This window comes from Qipengyuania sp. 902, assembly GCF_051195295.1.
GTDB lineage: Bacteria > Pseudomonadota > Alphaproteobacteria > Sphingomonadales > Sphingomonadaceae > Qipengyuania.
In genome coordinates this window covers 364,474-380,788 of the sequence record NZ_JBNJLJ010000003.1, presented here as the reverse complement: position 1 = coordinate 380,788, position 16,315 = coordinate 364,474, and the positions used below count along the sequence as shown (strand labels likewise).

The 16,315-nt window shown below is 64.2% G+C and carries 14 protein-coding genes; 6 read left to right on the top strand and 8 right to left on the bottom strand.

Going from position 1 to position 16,315, the window contains the following annotated elements:
* Positions 1 to 41 precede the first annotated feature (41 nt).
* The 3 genes from ACSH0F_RS11500 to ACSH0F_RS11490 are packed head-to-tail and all read left to right on the top strand — an operon-like array spanning position 42 to position 7,238.
* The gene (locus tag ACSH0F_RS11500) at positions 42 to 884 is read left to right on the top strand and encodes an arginyltransferase (protein WP_435202892.1); all 843 of its coding nucleotides are present in this window, start codon (positions 42 to 44) and stop codon (positions 882 to 884) included.
* Positions 885 to 912: 28 nt separating this feature from the next.
* Positions 913 to 3,024, top strand: a complete 2,112-nt coding sequence (locus ACSH0F_RS11495) for an autotransporter assembly complex protein TamA (protein ID WP_435202890.1) — start codon at positions 913 to 915, stop codon at positions 3,022 to 3,024.
* On the top strand, positions 3,024 to 7,238 hold the full coding sequence (locus ACSH0F_RS11490; RefSeq protein ID WP_435202888.1) for a translocation/assembly module TamB domain-containing protein: 4,215 nt from the start codon (positions 3,024 to 3,026) through the stop codon (positions 7,236 to 7,238). Before ACSH0F_RS11495 ends, ACSH0F_RS11490 begins: the two co-directional genes overlap by 1 nt.
* 10 nt (positions 7,239 to 7,248) lie before the next feature.
* On the opposite strand, the gene ACSH0F_RS11485 is transcribed toward ACSH0F_RS11490, so the two are convergent.
* The 5 genes from ACSH0F_RS11485 to ACSH0F_RS11465 all read right to left on the bottom strand — a co-directional run bounded on the left by ACSH0F_RS11485 (position 7,249) and on the right by ACSH0F_RS11465 (position 11,577).
* The gene (locus ACSH0F_RS11485; RefSeq protein ID WP_435202886.1) at positions 7,249 to 7,824 is read right to left on the bottom strand and encodes a fasciclin domain-containing protein; all 576 of its coding nucleotides are present in this window, start codon (positions 7,822 to 7,824) and stop codon (positions 7,249 to 7,251) included.
* Between the two features lie 10 nt (positions 7,825 to 7,834).
* A complete protein-coding gene (locus ACSH0F_RS11480; protein ID WP_435202884.1) occupies positions 7,835 to 8,869 on the bottom strand; it encodes a hypothetical protein in 1,035 nt (344 codons plus the stop codon).
* A gap of 64 nt (positions 8,870 to 8,933) precedes the next feature.
* Positions 8,934 to 9,545: a lysozyme gene (locus ACSH0F_RS11475; protein ID WP_435202882.1), complete on the bottom strand. Its 612-nt coding sequence runs from the start codon at positions 9,543 to 9,545 to the stop codon at positions 8,934 to 8,936.
* Between the two features lie 215 nt (positions 9,546 to 9,760).
* The gene (glnA, locus tag ACSH0F_RS11470) at positions 9,761 to 11,170 is read right to left on the bottom strand and encodes a type I glutamate--ammonia ligase (RefSeq protein ID WP_435202880.1); all 1,410 of its coding nucleotides are present in this window, start codon (positions 11,168 to 11,170) and stop codon (positions 9,761 to 9,763) included.
* Between the two features lie 68 nt (positions 11,171 to 11,238).
* Positions 11,239 to 11,577: a P-II family nitrogen regulator gene (locus tag ACSH0F_RS11465; RefSeq protein WP_305933453.1), complete on the bottom strand. Its 339-nt coding sequence runs from the start codon at positions 11,575 to 11,577 to the stop codon at positions 11,239 to 11,241.
* Here ACSH0F_RS11465 and ACSH0F_RS11460 point away from each other — a divergent pair.
* Positions 11,555 to 11,782, top strand: a complete 228-nt coding sequence (locus tag ACSH0F_RS11460) for a hypothetical protein (RefSeq protein WP_435202877.1) — start codon at positions 11,555 to 11,557, stop codon at positions 11,780 to 11,782. The genes ACSH0F_RS11465 and ACSH0F_RS11460 overlap by 23 nt on opposite strands.
* A gap of 25 nt (positions 11,783 to 11,807) precedes the next feature.
* Here the strand turns inward: ACSH0F_RS11460 and argC are convergent, their stop codons facing one another.
* The 3 genes from argC to ACSH0F_RS11445 form a co-directional block, all read right to left on the bottom strand.
* The gene (gene argC / locus ACSH0F_RS11455; RefSeq protein WP_435202875.1) at positions 11,808 to 12,746 is read right to left on the bottom strand and encodes an N-acetyl-gamma-glutamyl-phosphate reductase; all 939 of its coding nucleotides are present in this window, start codon (positions 12,744 to 12,746) and stop codon (positions 11,808 to 11,810) included.
* Positions 12,743 to 13,090, bottom strand: coding sequence for a hypothetical protein (locus ACSH0F_RS11450; protein ID WP_435202873.1), 348 nt, complete (start codon positions 13,088 to 13,090; stop codon positions 12,743 to 12,745). Before ACSH0F_RS11450 ends, argC begins: the two co-directional genes overlap by 4 nt.
* A gap of 74 nt (positions 13,091 to 13,164) precedes the next feature.
* A complete protein-coding gene (locus ACSH0F_RS11445) occupies positions 13,165 to 14,553 on the bottom strand; it encodes a leucyl aminopeptidase family protein (protein WP_435202871.1) in 1,389 nt (462 codons plus the stop codon).
* Between the two features lie 45 nt (positions 14,554 to 14,598).
* On the opposite strand from ACSH0F_RS11445, the gene ACSH0F_RS11440 reads away from it, so the two are divergent.
* Positions 14,599 to 15,423: a hypothetical protein gene (locus tag ACSH0F_RS11440; RefSeq protein ID WP_435202869.1), complete on the top strand. Its 825-nt coding sequence runs from the start codon at positions 14,599 to 14,601 to the stop codon at positions 15,421 to 15,423.
* 40 nt (positions 15,424 to 15,463) lie between these two features.
* The gene (gene map / locus ACSH0F_RS11435) at positions 15,464 to 16,291 is read left to right on the top strand and encodes a type I methionyl aminopeptidase (protein ID WP_435202867.1); all 828 of its coding nucleotides are present in this window, start codon (positions 15,464 to 15,466) and stop codon (positions 16,289 to 16,291) included.
* The last annotated feature ends 24 nt before the right edge of the window (positions 16,292 to 16,315 follow it).

Below are 16,315 nucleotides of genomic sequence, written 5' to 3'. Positions count from 1 at the left end.
TTGCCGTAAGCCGATTTCGCGATGAAAGGATGCCCGCAGCCGTGACAGCACCGATCCGCTTTCCCCGCTTTTTCGTGACGAGCCCTGCGCCCTGTCCGTATCTGCCGGGCAAGAGCGAGCGCAAGGTGTTTACGGAACTGCGCGGCGCCAATGCCGACGAGTTGAACGAAGCGCTCGGGCGGATCGGTTTCCGCCGCAGCCAGACGGTCGCCTACCGCCCCTCATGCCTCGACTGCCAGGCCTGCGTCTCGGTGCGCGTGGTCGCCAGCGAGTTCAAGCCATCCAAGACCCAGCGCCGTGCGCTCAAGGCTAACGATGACCTGGTTTCGGTCGAGTGCCGCCCATGGGCGACCGACGAGCAGTTCCAGCTGTTGCAGAAATATCTTGCATCGCGGCACCCCGGTGGTGGAATGACGCAGATGGAAGATACCGACTTTGCGGATATGGTGGAACACACGCCTGTATCCAGCTATGTCGTTGAATATAGGGAGCCGGGAATCGGCGCCGAGCCGGGTCGCCTGGTCGGAGCATGTCTAACGGATTTCCAGGGTGACGGGCTGTCGATGATTTACAGCTTCTACGACCCGGAGCATGAGGATCGGGCTGGGCTTGGGAATTACATCATTCTTGACCACATCCGCCGCGCGGCAGAGCGCGGACTGCCTTACGTCTACCTCGGTTACTGGGTCGAAGGGGCGGAGCGGATGCAGTACAAGGTCCGCTATCGCCCGCTCGAAAAGCTCGGACGCGCAGGCTGGGAACGCATGGCCGACGACGAGCAGCGCCGGCTCATTGCTGCAGCCACCGCACCGCGAAGCCGCAAGCGCGACGGTGCGCTGCCCGCCAAGGACGGCAACCCGGCCGAATACAAGCTCGCCGATTGACCTGGCTCGCCGGGCGCTGGCGCTCGGCATGGCTTCGGCTGCGCTCGTTACCCAACCCGCGCTGGCGCAAGATCGCTCGACCGCAGAGGAACTCGAGGAGCTGATCCCCGACAGCGCGCTCGATAATCCCGAGGATTGGGCAGCGCAGGGCACCGACGGTCCGCAGGCATCCGAGAGTGACGATTTCGCCGAGATCGAGGCGGACACGCCGATCGACGATATCCCCGGCATGGACCTCGCCTGGCCCGAAGATCTCGAGTTCGAGCCCCTGCAGGATCTCGAGCCCGACGAGGACATCGAATTCGTCGATCTGCTGCCCGACAACCCGCGCCTCGCCTTCGACGATGCGGAGACTTTCGAGCTGTCCGATTCGCTGGTGCTGGCCTTCCCGCAAAAAGAACCGCCGTTCCTCGAGAGCGTAGACTTCGTGGAGCGCTTCGAGGCGTTGTCGACGATCGAGGAACTGGACGACGACGGGGAGGAGAATCCAGCGCAGGTGGCAGCCCGCGCCAAGGCCGATCAGGAACTGCTCGAGACCCTGTTGCGGGTTTATGGATATTACGACGGGCAGGTCATCCGGACGCTCGCTTCGCCGGAGCCGGGCGAGGACGATGCCGATACCAGCCCACGCGTGCGTTTCGATGTCATTCCCGGCGACCGGTATCGCTATGGCGCCATTGACCTCGGCCAGCTGCCCACCGCGCCCGATGCGGACACCTTGCGCGCGGCATTCGAAATTCAGCCGGGCGACTTCCTGCAGAGCGATACGATCGTGCAGGAACGCTTCGACCTCGACCGAAAGTTGGGCGAGACCGGCTATCCCTTCGCGGAGATCGACGAGCCGGAACTGCTGATCGACCACGAGCGCGAAGAAGGCGACCTCACCATGCCGGTGCGCCCGAACGGGAAGTACGTGTTCGGCGAAGTCGTCAGTAACGATCCTGACTTCCTGTCCTCCCGGCACCTGGCCTCGCTCGCCCGCTTCGATCCGGGCGATGTGTACCAGCGCAGCCTCGATCTGGACCTGCGCCGCGCTGTCACGGCGACCGGCCTCGTCTCGACAGTCTCGGTCACGCCGCGCGAGGTGCAGGCACCGCAGGGCGACGAGCCCGGCGTGGTGGCGATGGATGTCGAACTGGAACGCGCCAAGGTCCGCACCATCGCGGGCGCGATCGGCTATGGTTCGGAAGAAGGCATCCGGGTCCAGGCGAGCTGGGAGCATCGCAATTTCTTCCCACCCGAAGGATCGCTGCGCGTGCGCGGCATTGTCGGCACGCAAGAGCAGCTTGCCGGGGTGACTTTCCGCCGCAACAATCTCGGCGGCCGCGACAAGGTGCTGACGCTCGACGCCTATGCCTCGACGATCGACAATGCGGCCTATGACGCGAACACCGTGGCGCTGACCGGCACCTATGAGCGGCTGTCGACCCTCCTGTTCCAGAAGCCGCTATCCTGGGCCGTCGGCGCGGAAATCCTCGCCACCGACGAGCGCAATCGCATCGTCGACGGCATGCCGCGGCCGCGGCAGACCTATTTCGTCGGCTCGATCTTCGGGCGCGCTACCATCGACACCAGCGATTCGTTGCTCGACCCGACCCGCGGCTATCGCCTGACCGGTTTCCTCGCTCCGGAAACCTCGCGAACGCAGGGCCAGCAATACTACTACCTGCGCAATCAGGCGGACGCTTCGTATTACCAGTCGATCGGCGACCGTTACGTGGTCGCGGCCAGGGCGCGCTTGGCGACCATTCAAGGGGCTGACCTCGTGGGTGTCGCACCGTCTCGCAGGCTCTACGCCGGCGGCGGAGGATCGGTGCGCGGCTATGCCTATCGCTCGATCGGGCCGAAGAACGAATTCGACGAACCGATCGGCGGACGCAGCCTTGTCGAATTCTCGCTCGAGGCGCGGATCGGCACCGGCTTCCTCGACGGCGCCGTGTCGATTGTGCCTTTCGTCGATGCGGGCAGCGTCTCCACCTCGGCAACGCCGGACTTCGGCGAGATCAAGATCGGCGCGGGCATCGGCGTGCGCTACACCACGGGCTTCGGCCCGATCCGCCTCGACGTGGGCGTGCCCCTCAATCCCGGTCCTGACGATTCTCCCGTCGCGGTCTATGTCGGACTGGGGCAGGCGTTCTGATGGCAGAGGCCACCGAAGTCGAACCGGCACCCGTCGCAGAGCCCGCGCCGCGCCGCAAATCGCGTATGGGCCGCGCGGCGAAATGGCTGCTCGGGATTGTCGGGGCGATCGTCCTGCTGATCGTGGGTGCGGTAATCGTGCTGAACACCCCGCTGGGCGAGCGCTTCCTTGCCAAGCAGATCGGCGAACGGACGCTGCCGAACGGGCTCAACATTCAGATCGGGCGGATCGAGGGCAATCTCTACGGTGCCGCAGTGCTGCACGATGTGCGCCTGTCGGATCCGCAGGGCCTGTTCATGACCATTCCGCGCGCGGAGGTGGACTGGAATCCCGGCGCGTGGCTGAACAACCGGCTGGAGATCGATAGCTTCGCAGCGCGCCGCGCCAATTTGCGACGTTTGCCTGAATTCATTCCGAGTGAGGAAGACGGGCCGATCCTGCCGGGTTTCGACATCTCGATCGACGAGTTCGAGATCGACAATCTTATGCTTGCCCCTGGCATCGCCGGCGACACGGCGCAGCGCGTCGATCTCGCGGGCGAAGTGCAGGTCACCGATCGAAGGTTGATGGTCGAGGCGGACGGTCGTCTGGGCCAGCAGGATCGCATCGCCCTTCTCCTCGATGCCGAACCGGATGGGGACAATTTCGACCTGTCGCTCGATCTCGACGCGGCAGCCGACGGACCGGTCGTGGCCTTGGCGGGGCTGGACGAAGCCTATCGGGCGCGCGTGCGCGGATCCGGGACCTGGAGCGCGTGGAACGGCGGCCTGCTCCTGCGCAGCGAAACGGATCGCGTCGGCGCGCTGAAAATCACCAATCGCAGCGGACGGTTCGGACTGGTCGGCAAGGTGGATCCTTCTGCCTTCCTTGAAGGCTTGCCGCTGGCAGCGCTAGGCAGCGATGTCGCGATCAAATCCTCAGCCACGATCGACAACCGTATCTTCGACGGGCGCACGCAACTGCTCGGAAGCGGCGTCCGGCTCGATGCCGAGGGCGCGATCGACCTCGCCGAGAACCGCGCCGACGGCCTGGTCGTGCAGGGTTTCTTGCGTGACCCCAATCTCTTCGGACCCGACCTCGCGATCCGCGGCGCCGAAGTGAATGCTACGATCGACGGGGCATTCTCCGACCTGACTATCGTGCACGATCTGACGGTCGATGAACTCGACGCGAGCGGAACAGTGTTGGCGAATGTCCGGCAGCAGGGCACTGCGACCTACGATGGGACGCGCTGGACGCTACCCCTGAACTTGGCCGTTGGCCGCATCACCAGCGGCAATGCGTTGGTCGATCCACGCCTCGTCAACGGACGCGGCGAGGGGACGATCGTGCTCAGCGGCTCGCAATTATTGGCTGACGATTTGCGGATCGCCTTCCCCGGTCTAGGTGCGAACCTTGCGCTGCGGGGCAACCTCGACAGCGGCAGCTACCAGATCCGCGGGCCGGTGCGCGCCGACCGGCTGGCGCTGGATAATGTCGGTACGGCTGGCGGCACGGCCGTCATCGACCTGACGCTTGCATCGGGCGCGCCCTGGCGCGTTTCCGCCGATCTCGATGCGCGGATCTCGCCCGTCACGAACGACACGCTGGCCAATCTAGCCGGTACGCCGATCCGTGTGCGCGGCGGGCTTGCCATCGGCGGGGATCGCCCACTCGTGTTCGACAACGTGAGGCTCGATGCGAGCAAGCTTGCGATGCGGCTGAACGGCAGCGTGCGTGACGGCACCACCAGTATCGCGGGCAGCGGGCGGCATGTGGACTATGGCGATTTCACCGTCGTCGCCGCGCTCACGGACTCCGGTCCCGAGGCCGAACTCGTCTTCGCCGAACCCGTCAGCGGCTTCACCGATGTACGTGTGGCGATCGCACCGACCGACGAGGGGTTCGCCATCGAGACCGAAGGCGGTTCGCCGCTCGGGCCGTTCGCAGGTCAGCTCGGTCTATTTTCGCCAGCGAACGGGCCCACCCGCATAGACGTCGAGACGCTTACCGTCAGCGATACGACCGTCACCGGTGCGCTCACGCTGGAGGATGGCGGCGCACAGGGCGATCTGGCATTCGTCGGCGGTGGCCTCGACGGCACTGTGGCGCTGGCACCGCGCGGTGGCGGCCAGGGCGTCGACGTCGATCTGACAGCACGCAATGCGAGCTTCGGTGGCGCCACCCCCATCCGCATCGCCCGCGCCCGGATCGACGCGACGGGCGTGGTAGGCGAGGGACTTACAACTTTCTCCGGCTCGACGCGCGGGGCAGGTCTATCTTACGGCTCGCTCTTCATCGGTCGTTTCGCCGCTCAGGGCGAGGTCGAGAACGGCATCGGCAGCGTCGATGCTTCCATCTCGGGCCGCCGCAACGCGCGCTTCGAAATGGACATGAATGCGCGCTTCCGGCCCGAGCAGATCGCGGTGGCTGTGGACGGGACATTCGCGGGCAAGGCGATCGAAATGCCGCGCCGTGCGGTGCTGACCAGCACCGAGGCCGGATGGCGCCTTGCTCCGGCGCAAGTGATCTACGGCGATGGCGGAATGATCGCCGCGGGGCTGTTCGGCGGCGAGCGGACCGAGCTCGATCTCAAGCTTGCACGCATGCCGCTGTCGCTAGTCGATCTGGCGAGCGCGGATACCGGACTCGGTGGGACGATATCGGGCACGGTCGAATACCGCGTCGGGCAGGGTGGCCTGCCGGTCGGGCTCGCGCGCGTGAAAGTCGACGGGCTTACGCGCTCCGGCCTGGTACTGACGTCTCGTCCGGTTGATTTATCGCTGGTGGCGCGTCTTACGGAAAGCGATCTCGAAACCCGTGCGCTGATGCGTAACGAGGACATCCGGCGCGGACGCCTGCAGGCGCGCATTTCCAGCCTGCCGCAATCGGGCGATCTGCTCGAACGCCTGCGGGCGGGGCGGTTGTTCGGCCAGTTGCGCTACAATGGCGCCGCAGAAAGTCTCTGGCGCCTCGCCGCCATCGATGCCTTCGACCTGACCGGGCCGGTCTCCGTTGCCGCCGACGCTACCGGCACGCTAGCCGATCCGACCGTCCGCGGCTCGGTTTCCAGCGATGCGATGCGCGTACAGAGTTCGCTATCGGGCACCGACATCCGTAGCGTCGCGATGCGCGGACGATTTGCCGGCTCGCGGCTGCAACTGACGCGCTTCAGCGGGGAAACGCCAAATGGCGGCACGGTCAGCGGCAGCGGCATCGTCGATCTGCGCACCATCGGCGAGCCGGTCGAGGGGCGGGTGCTGGAGGTGCGCGGCCCGATCATCGACCTGCGGGCCTCCGCGTCGAACGCACAATTGCTGCAGGCGAACGGACTCAATGCCACAATCAGCGGGCCGCTACGGATCGTGTCGAATGGCCTTGGCGGGACGATTGCAGGCCGGGTACGCGTCGATCGTGCGAGCTGGCGTCTGGGAACTGCGGCGGACGATCTGCGCCTGCCGCAGATCGCGACGCGCGAGATCAACACGCCGGCCAATCGCCAGCAGGCCGTCGCACCTTCGCGGCCATGGCGCTACCTGATCGATGCGACAGCCACGAGCCGGATCGATGTCGACGGGATGGGACTCGACAGCGAATGGGGTGCCGACATCATCCTGCGCGGGACGACCGACGATCCCAGGATAGGCGGGCGCGCGGAAGTAGTGCGCGGCGATTACACTTTCGCCGGGACGCGCTTCGAGCTGACTCGGGGGCGGATCGAATTCGATGCGAACCAGCCGATCGATCCGCGCCTCGACATTCGCGCGGAAACCGAAAGCGACGGTCTGACGGTGGAAGTCAACGTGCGCGGCAGCGCGACCCAGCCAGAAATCGCCTTCAGCTCGAATCCCGCACTGCCGGAAGAGGAAATTCTCGCCCGCCTGCTGTTCGGCGGATCTGTCACGAGCCTCTCGGCAACCGATGCGCTGCAGCTCGGCGCGGCGCTGGCCAGCCTGCGCGGTGGTGGCGGGATGGACCCGATCAACCAGCTGCGCAGCGCCATCGGGCTGGACCGGCTGCGCATAGTCAGCGCCGATCCCGCTTTGGGTCGCGGGACCGGCGTTGCGCTGGGCAAGAATTTCGGGCGCAGGTTCTATGCGGAGATTATCACCGACGGGCGCGGATATAGCGCTACCGAGGTCGAGTTCCGCGTGACCAGCTGGCTATCGCTCCTCGCGGCCGTCTCGACGGTGGGACGCGAAAGCGTCGTCGCCGAAATCAGCCGCGATTATTAAGCAAGGCGGGTCAGCCGTTTTCGCTCGGGACCAGTACGGTATCGAGGGGAATGATGACGCCGTTATTGGATGCCACCGGTTCTCCGATGATGCGCGCCTGGGCGCCATCGCCGAGTGAAACGGTAAGGTTTTCGCCCTCCATCGCGAAGGTCACATCGCCTTCACCCAGCGTGGTCATGCTCACCGACCCACCCTGCGCTTCGATGGCGCTGCGGATGGTTTCCGGCGTGAGGTGACCCGGCAAAAGGTGATCGCGGACGATGGCAAGCAAAATTGGCTTCTGCTCTTCTTCCGACAGGTCGGCGGACGCTTCGCCGAGCTTTTCGAAAGCCGCATCGTTGGGGGCAAGCACGGTATAGCTTGCGGGACCATCGAGAATACCGGCCAGTTCCGTTTCGGTGAGAGCATTTCGCAACGTCGACACGTCGTTCATGGCGCCAAGCGCGCCACCGAGAGACTGGGTGCTTTCATCGCGGGTTTCCGACAGCGTCTCGGCATCGGCCTCGGCCCCGTCGGAGCATGCTGCGACGAGTGGCAAGGCAGCCAGTGCCGCCGCGGCAAGCGCATTCTTAACGATCGATTTCATGCCATCCTCCTCAGATAAGCAATTCGATCGCAGCGGCGACCAGGCGGGTTTCGGGGTCCATGCGATAGACGTAACCGTCGGAATAGCGGTACATGCTGTCGGGCGTGTCATAATACCTGTCACGATAAGTATAGGGGACGTTGTAGACGTCATACCCGCGCGGCATCGGCTGACCGACCTGGAACTCGTCACCGGTCAGCAGCGCCGCAACCGACAGGATCGCGGCGTCTTCCGTATCGTAGCGATAGATCACATTGTCCGCATAACGATACTGCCCCTGGCGGCCGAGGTCGTAATAATCGACGTAGTAGTCGGGGACGTTGTAATAATCGTAGGAATTCGGCCACGGATTGCCGATGCCGAGTGCGCCGCCGAGCAGCGGGATATAACCGCTGATCCCGCCGCCGCTGCCGAGCCGCAACAGATACCCGTCGTTATAGGCATAGCGACCGTCGCGATAATTGTTCAGACCGAACAGGCTCGGGCGATAGGACTGGCCGAACAGGCCGCGATCGTAGTATTTCTTCGCCTGGCCCGGGGGCATGCAACCGTTGCGTTTCTTGGCCAGACCCGGAGGGCAGCCTTCGATATAACTGCGCGATCGGTCGATGCGACGGAAGTCGCGGCCGTCGCGGTAATCGACGCGCGTCACCGAACGGACGTCACGGTCGCCGCGACGAATGAAATCGTTGCCGTTTCCATTGCCATTGCCGCGATTCACGCGAGCGGTATTGCCGTTCCCGTTACCCCGGTCGGCGCGGATCGCAGTGCGGTTGTTATTACCGTTTCCGTTTCCATCGCCGCGATTGGCCGAGCGCTGGGGCCCACGATCGCGTTGGACCTGACGATCGGGCCCGCGCTGCTTGACAGCATTGCCATTCCCGCGATTACCGCGGTTGGCATTGCCATTGCCCTTGTTCATCGAGGCGGCAGACTGACCGCCGCCCCCGTTGCCGTTACCATTACCCTTGCCGTTTCCCGGCTGCGCCATGGCTCCCGACGCAGCAAGCGCAACCGCTGCCGCACCGCACAGAATATAACGCATGTTAAGTCTCCTTTGGCTAAAGCAACGCCGCGTGTGTGCGCGCGGTTCCTTTATAACCGAGCGTTTAGCCGGCGTTCATCCGATCGCTGGAGCGGTATAGCCTTGCCTCCTCATCCCGCCGGCGCACGAGGCCTCGCATGATTTGGCCTCCAGCACGGTTCCAGCGTGCGAACTCTGCGGTGGCAGCTTCGTGATCTCGGGCAAGATGGTGCTTGGTGAGCGTGGCCCGTGCGATTGCGCCGGTGTTGTAGTGGAAGCTGAGCAAAGCATCGAATTGGGCTTGCGTGGTCGGGGCGTTGCCGAGGGCTTGTGCAACATCCTCCGCGTGACGGGCTATATCGCGTTCGAGCCGCGCGTCGCATTGTGCTTGCGTCCAAACGGTGCCGGGCCCGATGCCCGCACCCGTCGCGCCCCAGCCGATGGTCCAGGGCGCACCGCCCGTCCCGGGGTCCGGATAGGCTTCAACCAGACCGTCGCGCCTGACGCGCGCGCATCCTTCGAAGCGCTTGATGAGATCGATCCCACGCTGGCTTACCTTGTGCTGCATGCCGTTGCGGTTCTCGGTAGCCATGCCGGTCGCTTCGTCGAGCGCACGGTCGAGCGCATCGACTTCGGATTGGCGAAACCCCCGACCAAGCAGCCGGCGGACGGCATCGAAAACGGATGTGCGGTTCATGGAAAGCGCTCCTTGCTCAAACAGGACGCGATGCGATCAAGCAGGAAATGGCGCAGTAGGAAAATGGTTTAGGTGCACATCGCCACAACTGGCGGTCCCTTTCGTCCCATATCGGGGATGATCGTTTCGAGGTTTGTCCGGACCGCGAAGAAAAAGGGCGCCCGGATCGCTCCGGACGCCCTCCTCGGTGATGGGGTTGCTATGACCGCTAAAGGTTAAGCACTGTAGTAGAGGTCGAATTCCGCCGGGCACGGCGTCGTTTCGACGCGCATGACTTCTTCCCATTTCAGTTCGCAATAGGCGTCGATCTGGTCCTTGGTGAAAACGTCGCCCTGCAGCAGGAACTCGTAATCGCCCTGCAGCGCCTCGAGCGCTTCGCGCAGGCTGCCGCAGACGGTGGGGACTTCGGCAAGCTCTGCCGGGGGCAGGTCGTAGAGGTTCTTGTCCATCGCTTCGCCCGGGTGAATCTTGTTCTGGATCCCGTCGAGGCCGGCCATCAGCAGCGCGGCATAGGCGAGGTAGGGGTTGGCCATCGCGTCGGGGAAGCGGAATTCTACGCGCTTTGCCTTGTCGCCCGCGCCGTAAGGGATGCGGCACGAGGCCGAGCGGTTGCGTGCCGAATAGGCCAGCAGGACCGGCGCTTCGAAGCCCGGCACCAAGCGCTTGTAGCTGTTGGTGGTCGGGTTGGTGAAGGCGTTCAGTGCCTTGGCGTGCTTGATGACGCCGCCGATGTAATAGAGGCAGTTTTCGCTCAACCCGCCATACTGGTTGCCTGCGAAGGTCGGCTTGCCGTCGTCCCAGATCGACATGTGGGTGTGCATCCCGCTGCCGTTATCGTCCTTGATCGGCTTTGGCATGAAGGTTGCGGTCTTGCCATAGGCATGGGCGACTTGGTGCACGATATACTTGTAGATCTGCATATTATCGGCGGTTTCGACGAGCGTACCGAAGGTCAGGCCAAGCTCATGCTGCGCGGCGGCCACCTCGTGGTGGTGCTTGTCGCAGGGCAGGCCCATTTCGATCATGGTCGCGACCATTTCGCCGCGAATGTCGACGGCGCTGTCGACCGGGGCCACGGGGAAATAGCCGCCCTTTGCGCGTGGGCGGTGCGCCATGTTGCCGGCTTCGTATTCCTTGCCGCTGTTGGTCGGCAGCTCGATATCGTCGATGGCATAGCCCGAACCGGCATAGCCGTCTTCGAAGCGGACATCGTCGAACATGAAGAATTCTGCTTCGGGGCCGACATAAATGGTGTCGCCGATGCCGGTCGACTTGAGGAAGGCCTCGGCGCGCTTGGCGGTGGTGCGCGGGTCGCGGGCGTACCATTCGCCGGTCGAGGGTTCGACGATGTCGCAGAAGACGATCATCATCGGCTCGGCGCTGAACGGGTCGACATAGACCCGCTCCAGATCGGGCTTCAGGATCATGTCGCTTTCGTTGATCACCTTCCAGCCGGCGATCGAGGAGCCGTCGAACATCAGGCCGTCCTCAAGCTCGTCTTCGCCGAGAATCTTGGCGACCATGGTCAGGTGCTGCCATTTGCCCTTGGGATCGGTGAAGCGCAGGTCGACCCACTCGATACCGTCGTCCTTGATCTGTTTGAGGACGTCCTTTGCACTTGCCATGATGTCTTGCCTTTCGTTTGAACGGATAGGTTCGTGAGTGGCGCGCCGGTGCGGCACGCCACGTTGATTTAGATTGCGTCGTTATCCTTCTCGCCGGTGCGGATGCGCAGCGCGCTCTCGATCGGCGAGACGAAGATCTTGCCGTCGCCGATGCGGCCGGTCTGGGCGGCGGCGGCAATGGCTTCAACGGTGCGCTCGGCCACGTCGTCGGAAACGACGACTTCGAGCTTCACCTTGGGCAGGAAGTCGACGACATATTCGGCACCGCGATAAAGCTCGGTATGGCCCTTCTGACGGCCGAAGCCTTTCGCTTCGGTCACGGTGATGCCGGACACGCCGATTTCATGCAGCGCCTCCTTCACTTCGTCGAGCTTGAAGGGTTTGATGATCGCTTCGATCTTTTTCACGCTTGCTGAGTCCCGCCTGCCAAATGAATTGCGCCTTGGTAAACCGAATGCGCGCCTGCGCGCGGCGTTCCAAGAATCGTGCCAAGCGGGGGATAGGCTGGCCGGGATCGAATCAGCAAGTGGCGGCACGGATTTGCGCCATTTTCGGGAATGGTTCGGCGGGTGCGGCGCAATTGCTTCAACCGCGGTCCTTACCGATGCCTAAGGACCAGACGGAGGCTGCCTAAGATTTAGGCAGGGGTGAGTTCCAAGCCTTGCGTTTCGGGCAGCCCGCACATGAGGTTGAGGTTTTGCACAGCTGCTCCGCTGGCACCTTTGCCCAAGTTATCCAGCTTGGCGACGAGGCGGACATTCGAGCCGCCCTCGTTGCCGAATACGAAGAGCTCCACGCCGTCCCAAGGCGCAGCTTGGGGCTCAAGCGTCAACTCGGCCGGCGCGGGTGCGGAACTCACCGTCACGACGCTTGAGCCATCATAAAACTCGCGCAGCGCATTGCGCAGATCGTCCGCATGCGGATCGTTTTCCATGGCGCCTAGATGTAGCGGAACTTCCACGATCATTCCGCGGAACACCGGCACCACGGCAGGCGCGAAAAGCACGGGGTGCTCAAGGCCTGCGTGCGCTTGCATTTCGGGCAGGTGCTTGTGCGCGAGATTATAGCCATAGGGGCGAAAGCCCGGAGCCGCGCCGCTCTCATAACGCTCGATCAGCGCCTTGCCGCCACCCGAATAGCCGCTGACTGCATTGACGGTGTAAGGCCAGTCGGCAGGCAGCAACTCGGACTGCACTAATGGAGCAATTAACGCGAGGAAGCCCGTCGGATAGCAGCCCGGATTGCTCACTCGCCTGGCATTGGCCACGCGCTCCTGGCCGACCAGTTCGGGAAAGCCGTAGCACCAGCCTTCCGCGGTCCGGTGCGCGCTGGAGGCGTCGATCATGCGTGTGCCGTTCGCGGGATCGACCAGTTCCACAGCTTCGCGCGCGGCGTCGTCCGGCAGGCAGAGGATGGCGACATCCGCCTCGTTCAGCGCTTCACGGCGGGCCGCGGTGTCCTTGCGCTGCGTGTCGGCGAGCACAATCAGCTCGAACTCGCTGCGGTCCTTCAGCCGGTCGGCGATTTCGAGGCCTGTCGTGCCCGCAGCCCCGTCGATGAAGATGCGGTGCGTCACGCGGCTGGGGCGAGCGCGCCGAGACGGACGTAGCCGCTCGGCCCTTCGGGGCCACAGGCGATCCAGGCCCAGTCGCCCGCGCAATCGAGCAGTTCGATTTCGGTACCTGCATCGATCGTCGCGCCGTCATCGGCATCGTCGCGCATGGCGATCTTGAGCGTCACGGCCTCGCTACCGACGCGGCGAAGTTGCGGGATTACGTAATGCGCCGCGAGATAGCGACCTGCCAGAGCGATATGCGCCAAGTCGCCGCGCAGAGGCAGCGTGCCCGGCGCGGGGCGGTCCACCGGACCTTTCAGTCCGACGATGCCGTCGGGCAATGTGTAGCTAGCAGGCGAGGTCACGCTTCCGGGTCAATCCGTTTCAAGGTTTCGCGGCGCTTAGCTGCGCGGCGCCGATCCCGCAAGATTGGGGCGGCTCATGTCCCCCCATAGCGTGCTTTGAGCATATGGAAGGCCGCGCGCAGGCCATAGGCGTCGCCGCCTTTCGGACGGCCGGGTTTGGCGCTCGGCCGCCATGCAAAAGTGTCGAAATGCGCCCAGTCGAGCCCTTCGCCGACGAATTTGTCGAGGAACAGTCCGGCCACGCTGGCCCCGGCGAAGGCATTGCCATGGGCATTGTTCGTGTCGGCGATGTCCGACGCCAGCCACTCGCGATAAACATCAGGCAAGGGGAGGCGCCACGGCTCGTCGTCATGCGAGCGGCCTGCCTCGATCAGCGCCTGCGCCGTGTCGTCGCGCCGGGTCATCAGGGCCGGGTACTCGGGGCCGAGGGCAACGCGCGCCGCACCGGTCAGGGTCGCGAAATCGATGATGAGGTCGGGCTTTTCCTCGCTCGCGCGGGTCAGAGCATCGCCGAGGATCAGGCGGCCCTCGGCATCGGTATTGCCGATTTCCACCGTCAGGCCCTTGCGCGTCTTCAGGACGTCGCCGGGGCGGAAGCTGTTGCCGGAAATCGCATTCTCGACCGCCGGGACCAGCAGGTGCAGCCTCACCTTCAACCCTGCCTGCATGATAAGGCCGGCAAGCGCGATGGCATGGGCCGCGCCGCCCATGTCCTTCTTCATGAGCAACATGCCGGACGAGCTCTTCACATCGAGCCCACCGGAATCGAAACACACACCCTTGCCGACTATGGCTATTGTGGTGTCGCTTTCATTGCCCCAGGTGAGGTGCATGATCCGCGGGGCGTGGTGGCGCGCCGCAGCGCGGCCCACGGCATGGACCATCGGATATTCCTGCTCCAGCGTGTCACCGCGGGTGACCGAGAGCTTGGCCGAATGCGTCTTGGCGAGGGTTTCGCAGGCTTCCTCCAGTGCCGCCGGGCCCATATCTTCGGCAGGCGTATTCACCAGATCGCGGACGAGGCAGACGGCCTTGGCCTCGGCGATCGCGGCCTCGATCTTGCCCGCGTCCTTCGTCAGAAGCACGCGTGGGCCGACCGGCTTGTCGGGCTTCTTATACTTCTCGAAAGTATATTGCGCGGTCTGCCAGCCATGCAGCGCCGGGCCGGGCTCGCCCGATGCGCGGCGATAGGTGCCCTCGGGCAGCGCCTCGGCCAGCTTGGCCATGCACCAGCTCGACAATTCGTCGGGATTGGCCACGCCGCCGACTGCAAACCAGCTGTCGCCATCGGGGATGATGCCGACCTGGTATCCGCTGCCGTCGAACTTCTGCGCCTCCAGCGCAGCACGCTGGCCGGCGGAGAGCGACTTCGCCCATTCGGCAAAGCCGTCCTTGTCGACCAGATGGATGGCAATTGCGTCCTGGCCCCGATCGGGCTGGATAAGCGGTGTCGTGTCGGCCATAAGTGGCAAGTCCCCGTTCATTTCATCTGACGCAAAGGAAGCGCGATGCGAGCGCACCTGTTCCTGATTTCCCTCGCCCTGTCGAGTGCGGCCTGTTCCGACGGTGCCGAGTATGCCGAGCGGGCGGGCGTCGCGGAGCGTCCGGCTGCAACGGCCACTGCGACTGCCTCAACTCCGGCGAGCGCGGCGCAGGCCGTCGAGTTCGAAGACAATGCGGACGACAACGGCGACACCCGCGCCTTCGCGTATAGCTGGCCTGCCCCAGCCTCCGCCATTCCGGCGCTGGCAGAGCAATTGCAGGCGGAGCGCGACGAACAGCTCGCCGAGCAGAAGGACGAGTGGCAGAGCGCGCTTGCGGACTCGCCAGCCGACTGCGTGTCCTGCCGCAATCGCGGTTTCGAAAAGAAGTGGCTGGTCGTTGCCGATCTGCCCGACTGGCTCAGTCTGAGCGCCGATCTCTATGCCTACACCGGCGGCGCGCATGGCACCTATGGCAAGAGCTCACTGGTCTGGGACAAATCCGCCGGACGCGGGATGGCCGGTATGGAACTGTTCAATTCGCCGGTCGATCTCGAGCAGGCACTGGGCGCGAAGCTGTGCAGCGCGCTGAACGAGGCCCGCGCAAAGCGCCGTGGCGGGCCGGTCGGGCAAGATGGCGAATGGCCGAACGACTGCCCGGGACTGGACGAAGCCTCGATCCTCGTCGGCTCCTCGAACGGAAAAACCTTCGACCGGATCGCGGTCTATTTCGGACCATACGTAGCCGGACCTTATGCCGAAGGTGACTACGAGCTCGATTTCCCGGTCACGGCCAGCGTAATCGATGCGGTGAAGCCCGAATATGCCGGTGCCTTCAGCGTAAAGCGCTGATTGTCTCGCAATCCGTCGTGGCAATCGCTATGTCGCGTGCATGACAGAATATCAGGTTATCGAAGGCGACCAGACCGTCTATCGCGACGGGACCATCAAGCTGCATGGCGAGGATGGTTTCGAAGGCATGCGCAAGGCGGGCCGGCTGGCGGCCGAAATTCTCGACGAGCTGACGACGTTCGTGAAGCCCGGCGTGACGACCGGCGCAATCGACGACCTCGTGCGTGGGATGACGCTGGACGCGGGCGCGGTTCCTGCGACCATGGGCTATCGCGGCTATACGCATAGCTGCTGCACCTCCATCAACCATGTGATCTGCCATGGCATCCCTAGCGACAAGGCGCTGAAGGACGGCGACATAGTCAATATCGACGTCACGCCGCTGCTTGACGGCTGGCACGGCGATACCAGCCGCATGTTCTATGCCGGGGAGCCTGCGCTCAAGGCCACGAAGCTGGTCGATGTGACTTACGAATGCCTGATGCTGGGGATCGAGGCTGCGGCCAAGCCCGGCGCGCGGCTCGGCGATATCGGCGCCGCAATCGAGGCGCATGCGCGGCAATTCCGCTATGGCGTGGTGCAGGAGTTCTGCGGCCATGGCCTCGGCCGCCTGTTCCATGATGCGCCCGAAGTCATTCACGCAGCGAAGGCCGGGACCGGCCCGCAATTGAAGCCCGGCATGTTCTTCACCATCGAACCCATGATCAATCTCGGCCGCCCGCATGCGAAGATCCTCCGCGACGGCTGGACCGCGGTGACGCGTGACAAGTCGCTCTCCGCGCAGTTTGAACACTCGATCGCGATTACCGACGACGGGGTGGAGATTTTCACCGAAAGCCCGAAGGGGCTGCACAAGCCGCCGTACTGAGTAGGGTTTCGGGCGCGGTGCCTA

Bases quoted from the DNA above. Each gene is read 5' to 3' on its own strand.
- ACSH0F_RS11445 (WP_435202871.1), bottom strand. From the start codon at position 14,553: ATGGCCGACACGACACCGCTTATCCAGCCCGATCGGGGCCAGGACGCA.
- ACSH0F_RS11480 (WP_435202884.1), bottom strand. From the start codon at position 8,869: ATGCGTTATATTCTGTGCGGTGCGGCAGCGGTTGCGCTTGCTGCGTCG.
- ACSH0F_RS11485 (WP_435202886.1), bottom strand. From the start codon at position 7,824: ATGAAATCGATCGTTAAGAATGCGCTTGCCGCGGCGGCACTGGCTGCC.
- map (WP_435202867.1), top strand. From the start codon at position 15,464: ATGACAGAATATCAGGTTATCGAAGGCGACCAGACCGTCTATCGCGAC.
- ACSH0F_RS11475 (WP_435202882.1), bottom strand. From the start codon at position 9,545: ATGAACCGCACATCCGTTTTCGATGCCGTCCGCCGGCTGCTTGGTCGG.
- glnA (WP_435202880.1), bottom strand. From the start codon at position 11,170: ATGGCAAGTGCAAAGGACGTCCTCAAACAGATCAAGGACGACGGTATC.
- ACSH0F_RS11490 (WP_435202888.1), top strand. From the start codon at position 3,024: ATGGCAGAGGCCACCGAAGTCGAACCGGCACCCGTCGCAGAGCCCGCG.
- ACSH0F_RS11440 (WP_435202869.1), top strand. From the start codon at position 14,599: ATGCGAGCGCACCTGTTCCTGATTTCCCTCGCCCTGTCGAGTGCGGCC.
- ACSH0F_RS11495 (WP_435202890.1), top strand. From the start codon at position 913: ATGGCTTCGGCTGCGCTCGTTACCCAACCCGCGCTGGCGCAAGATCGC.
- ACSH0F_RS11460 (WP_435202877.1), top strand. From the start codon at position 11,555: ATGATCGCTTCGATCTTTTTCACGCTTGCTGAGTCCCGCCTGCCAAAT.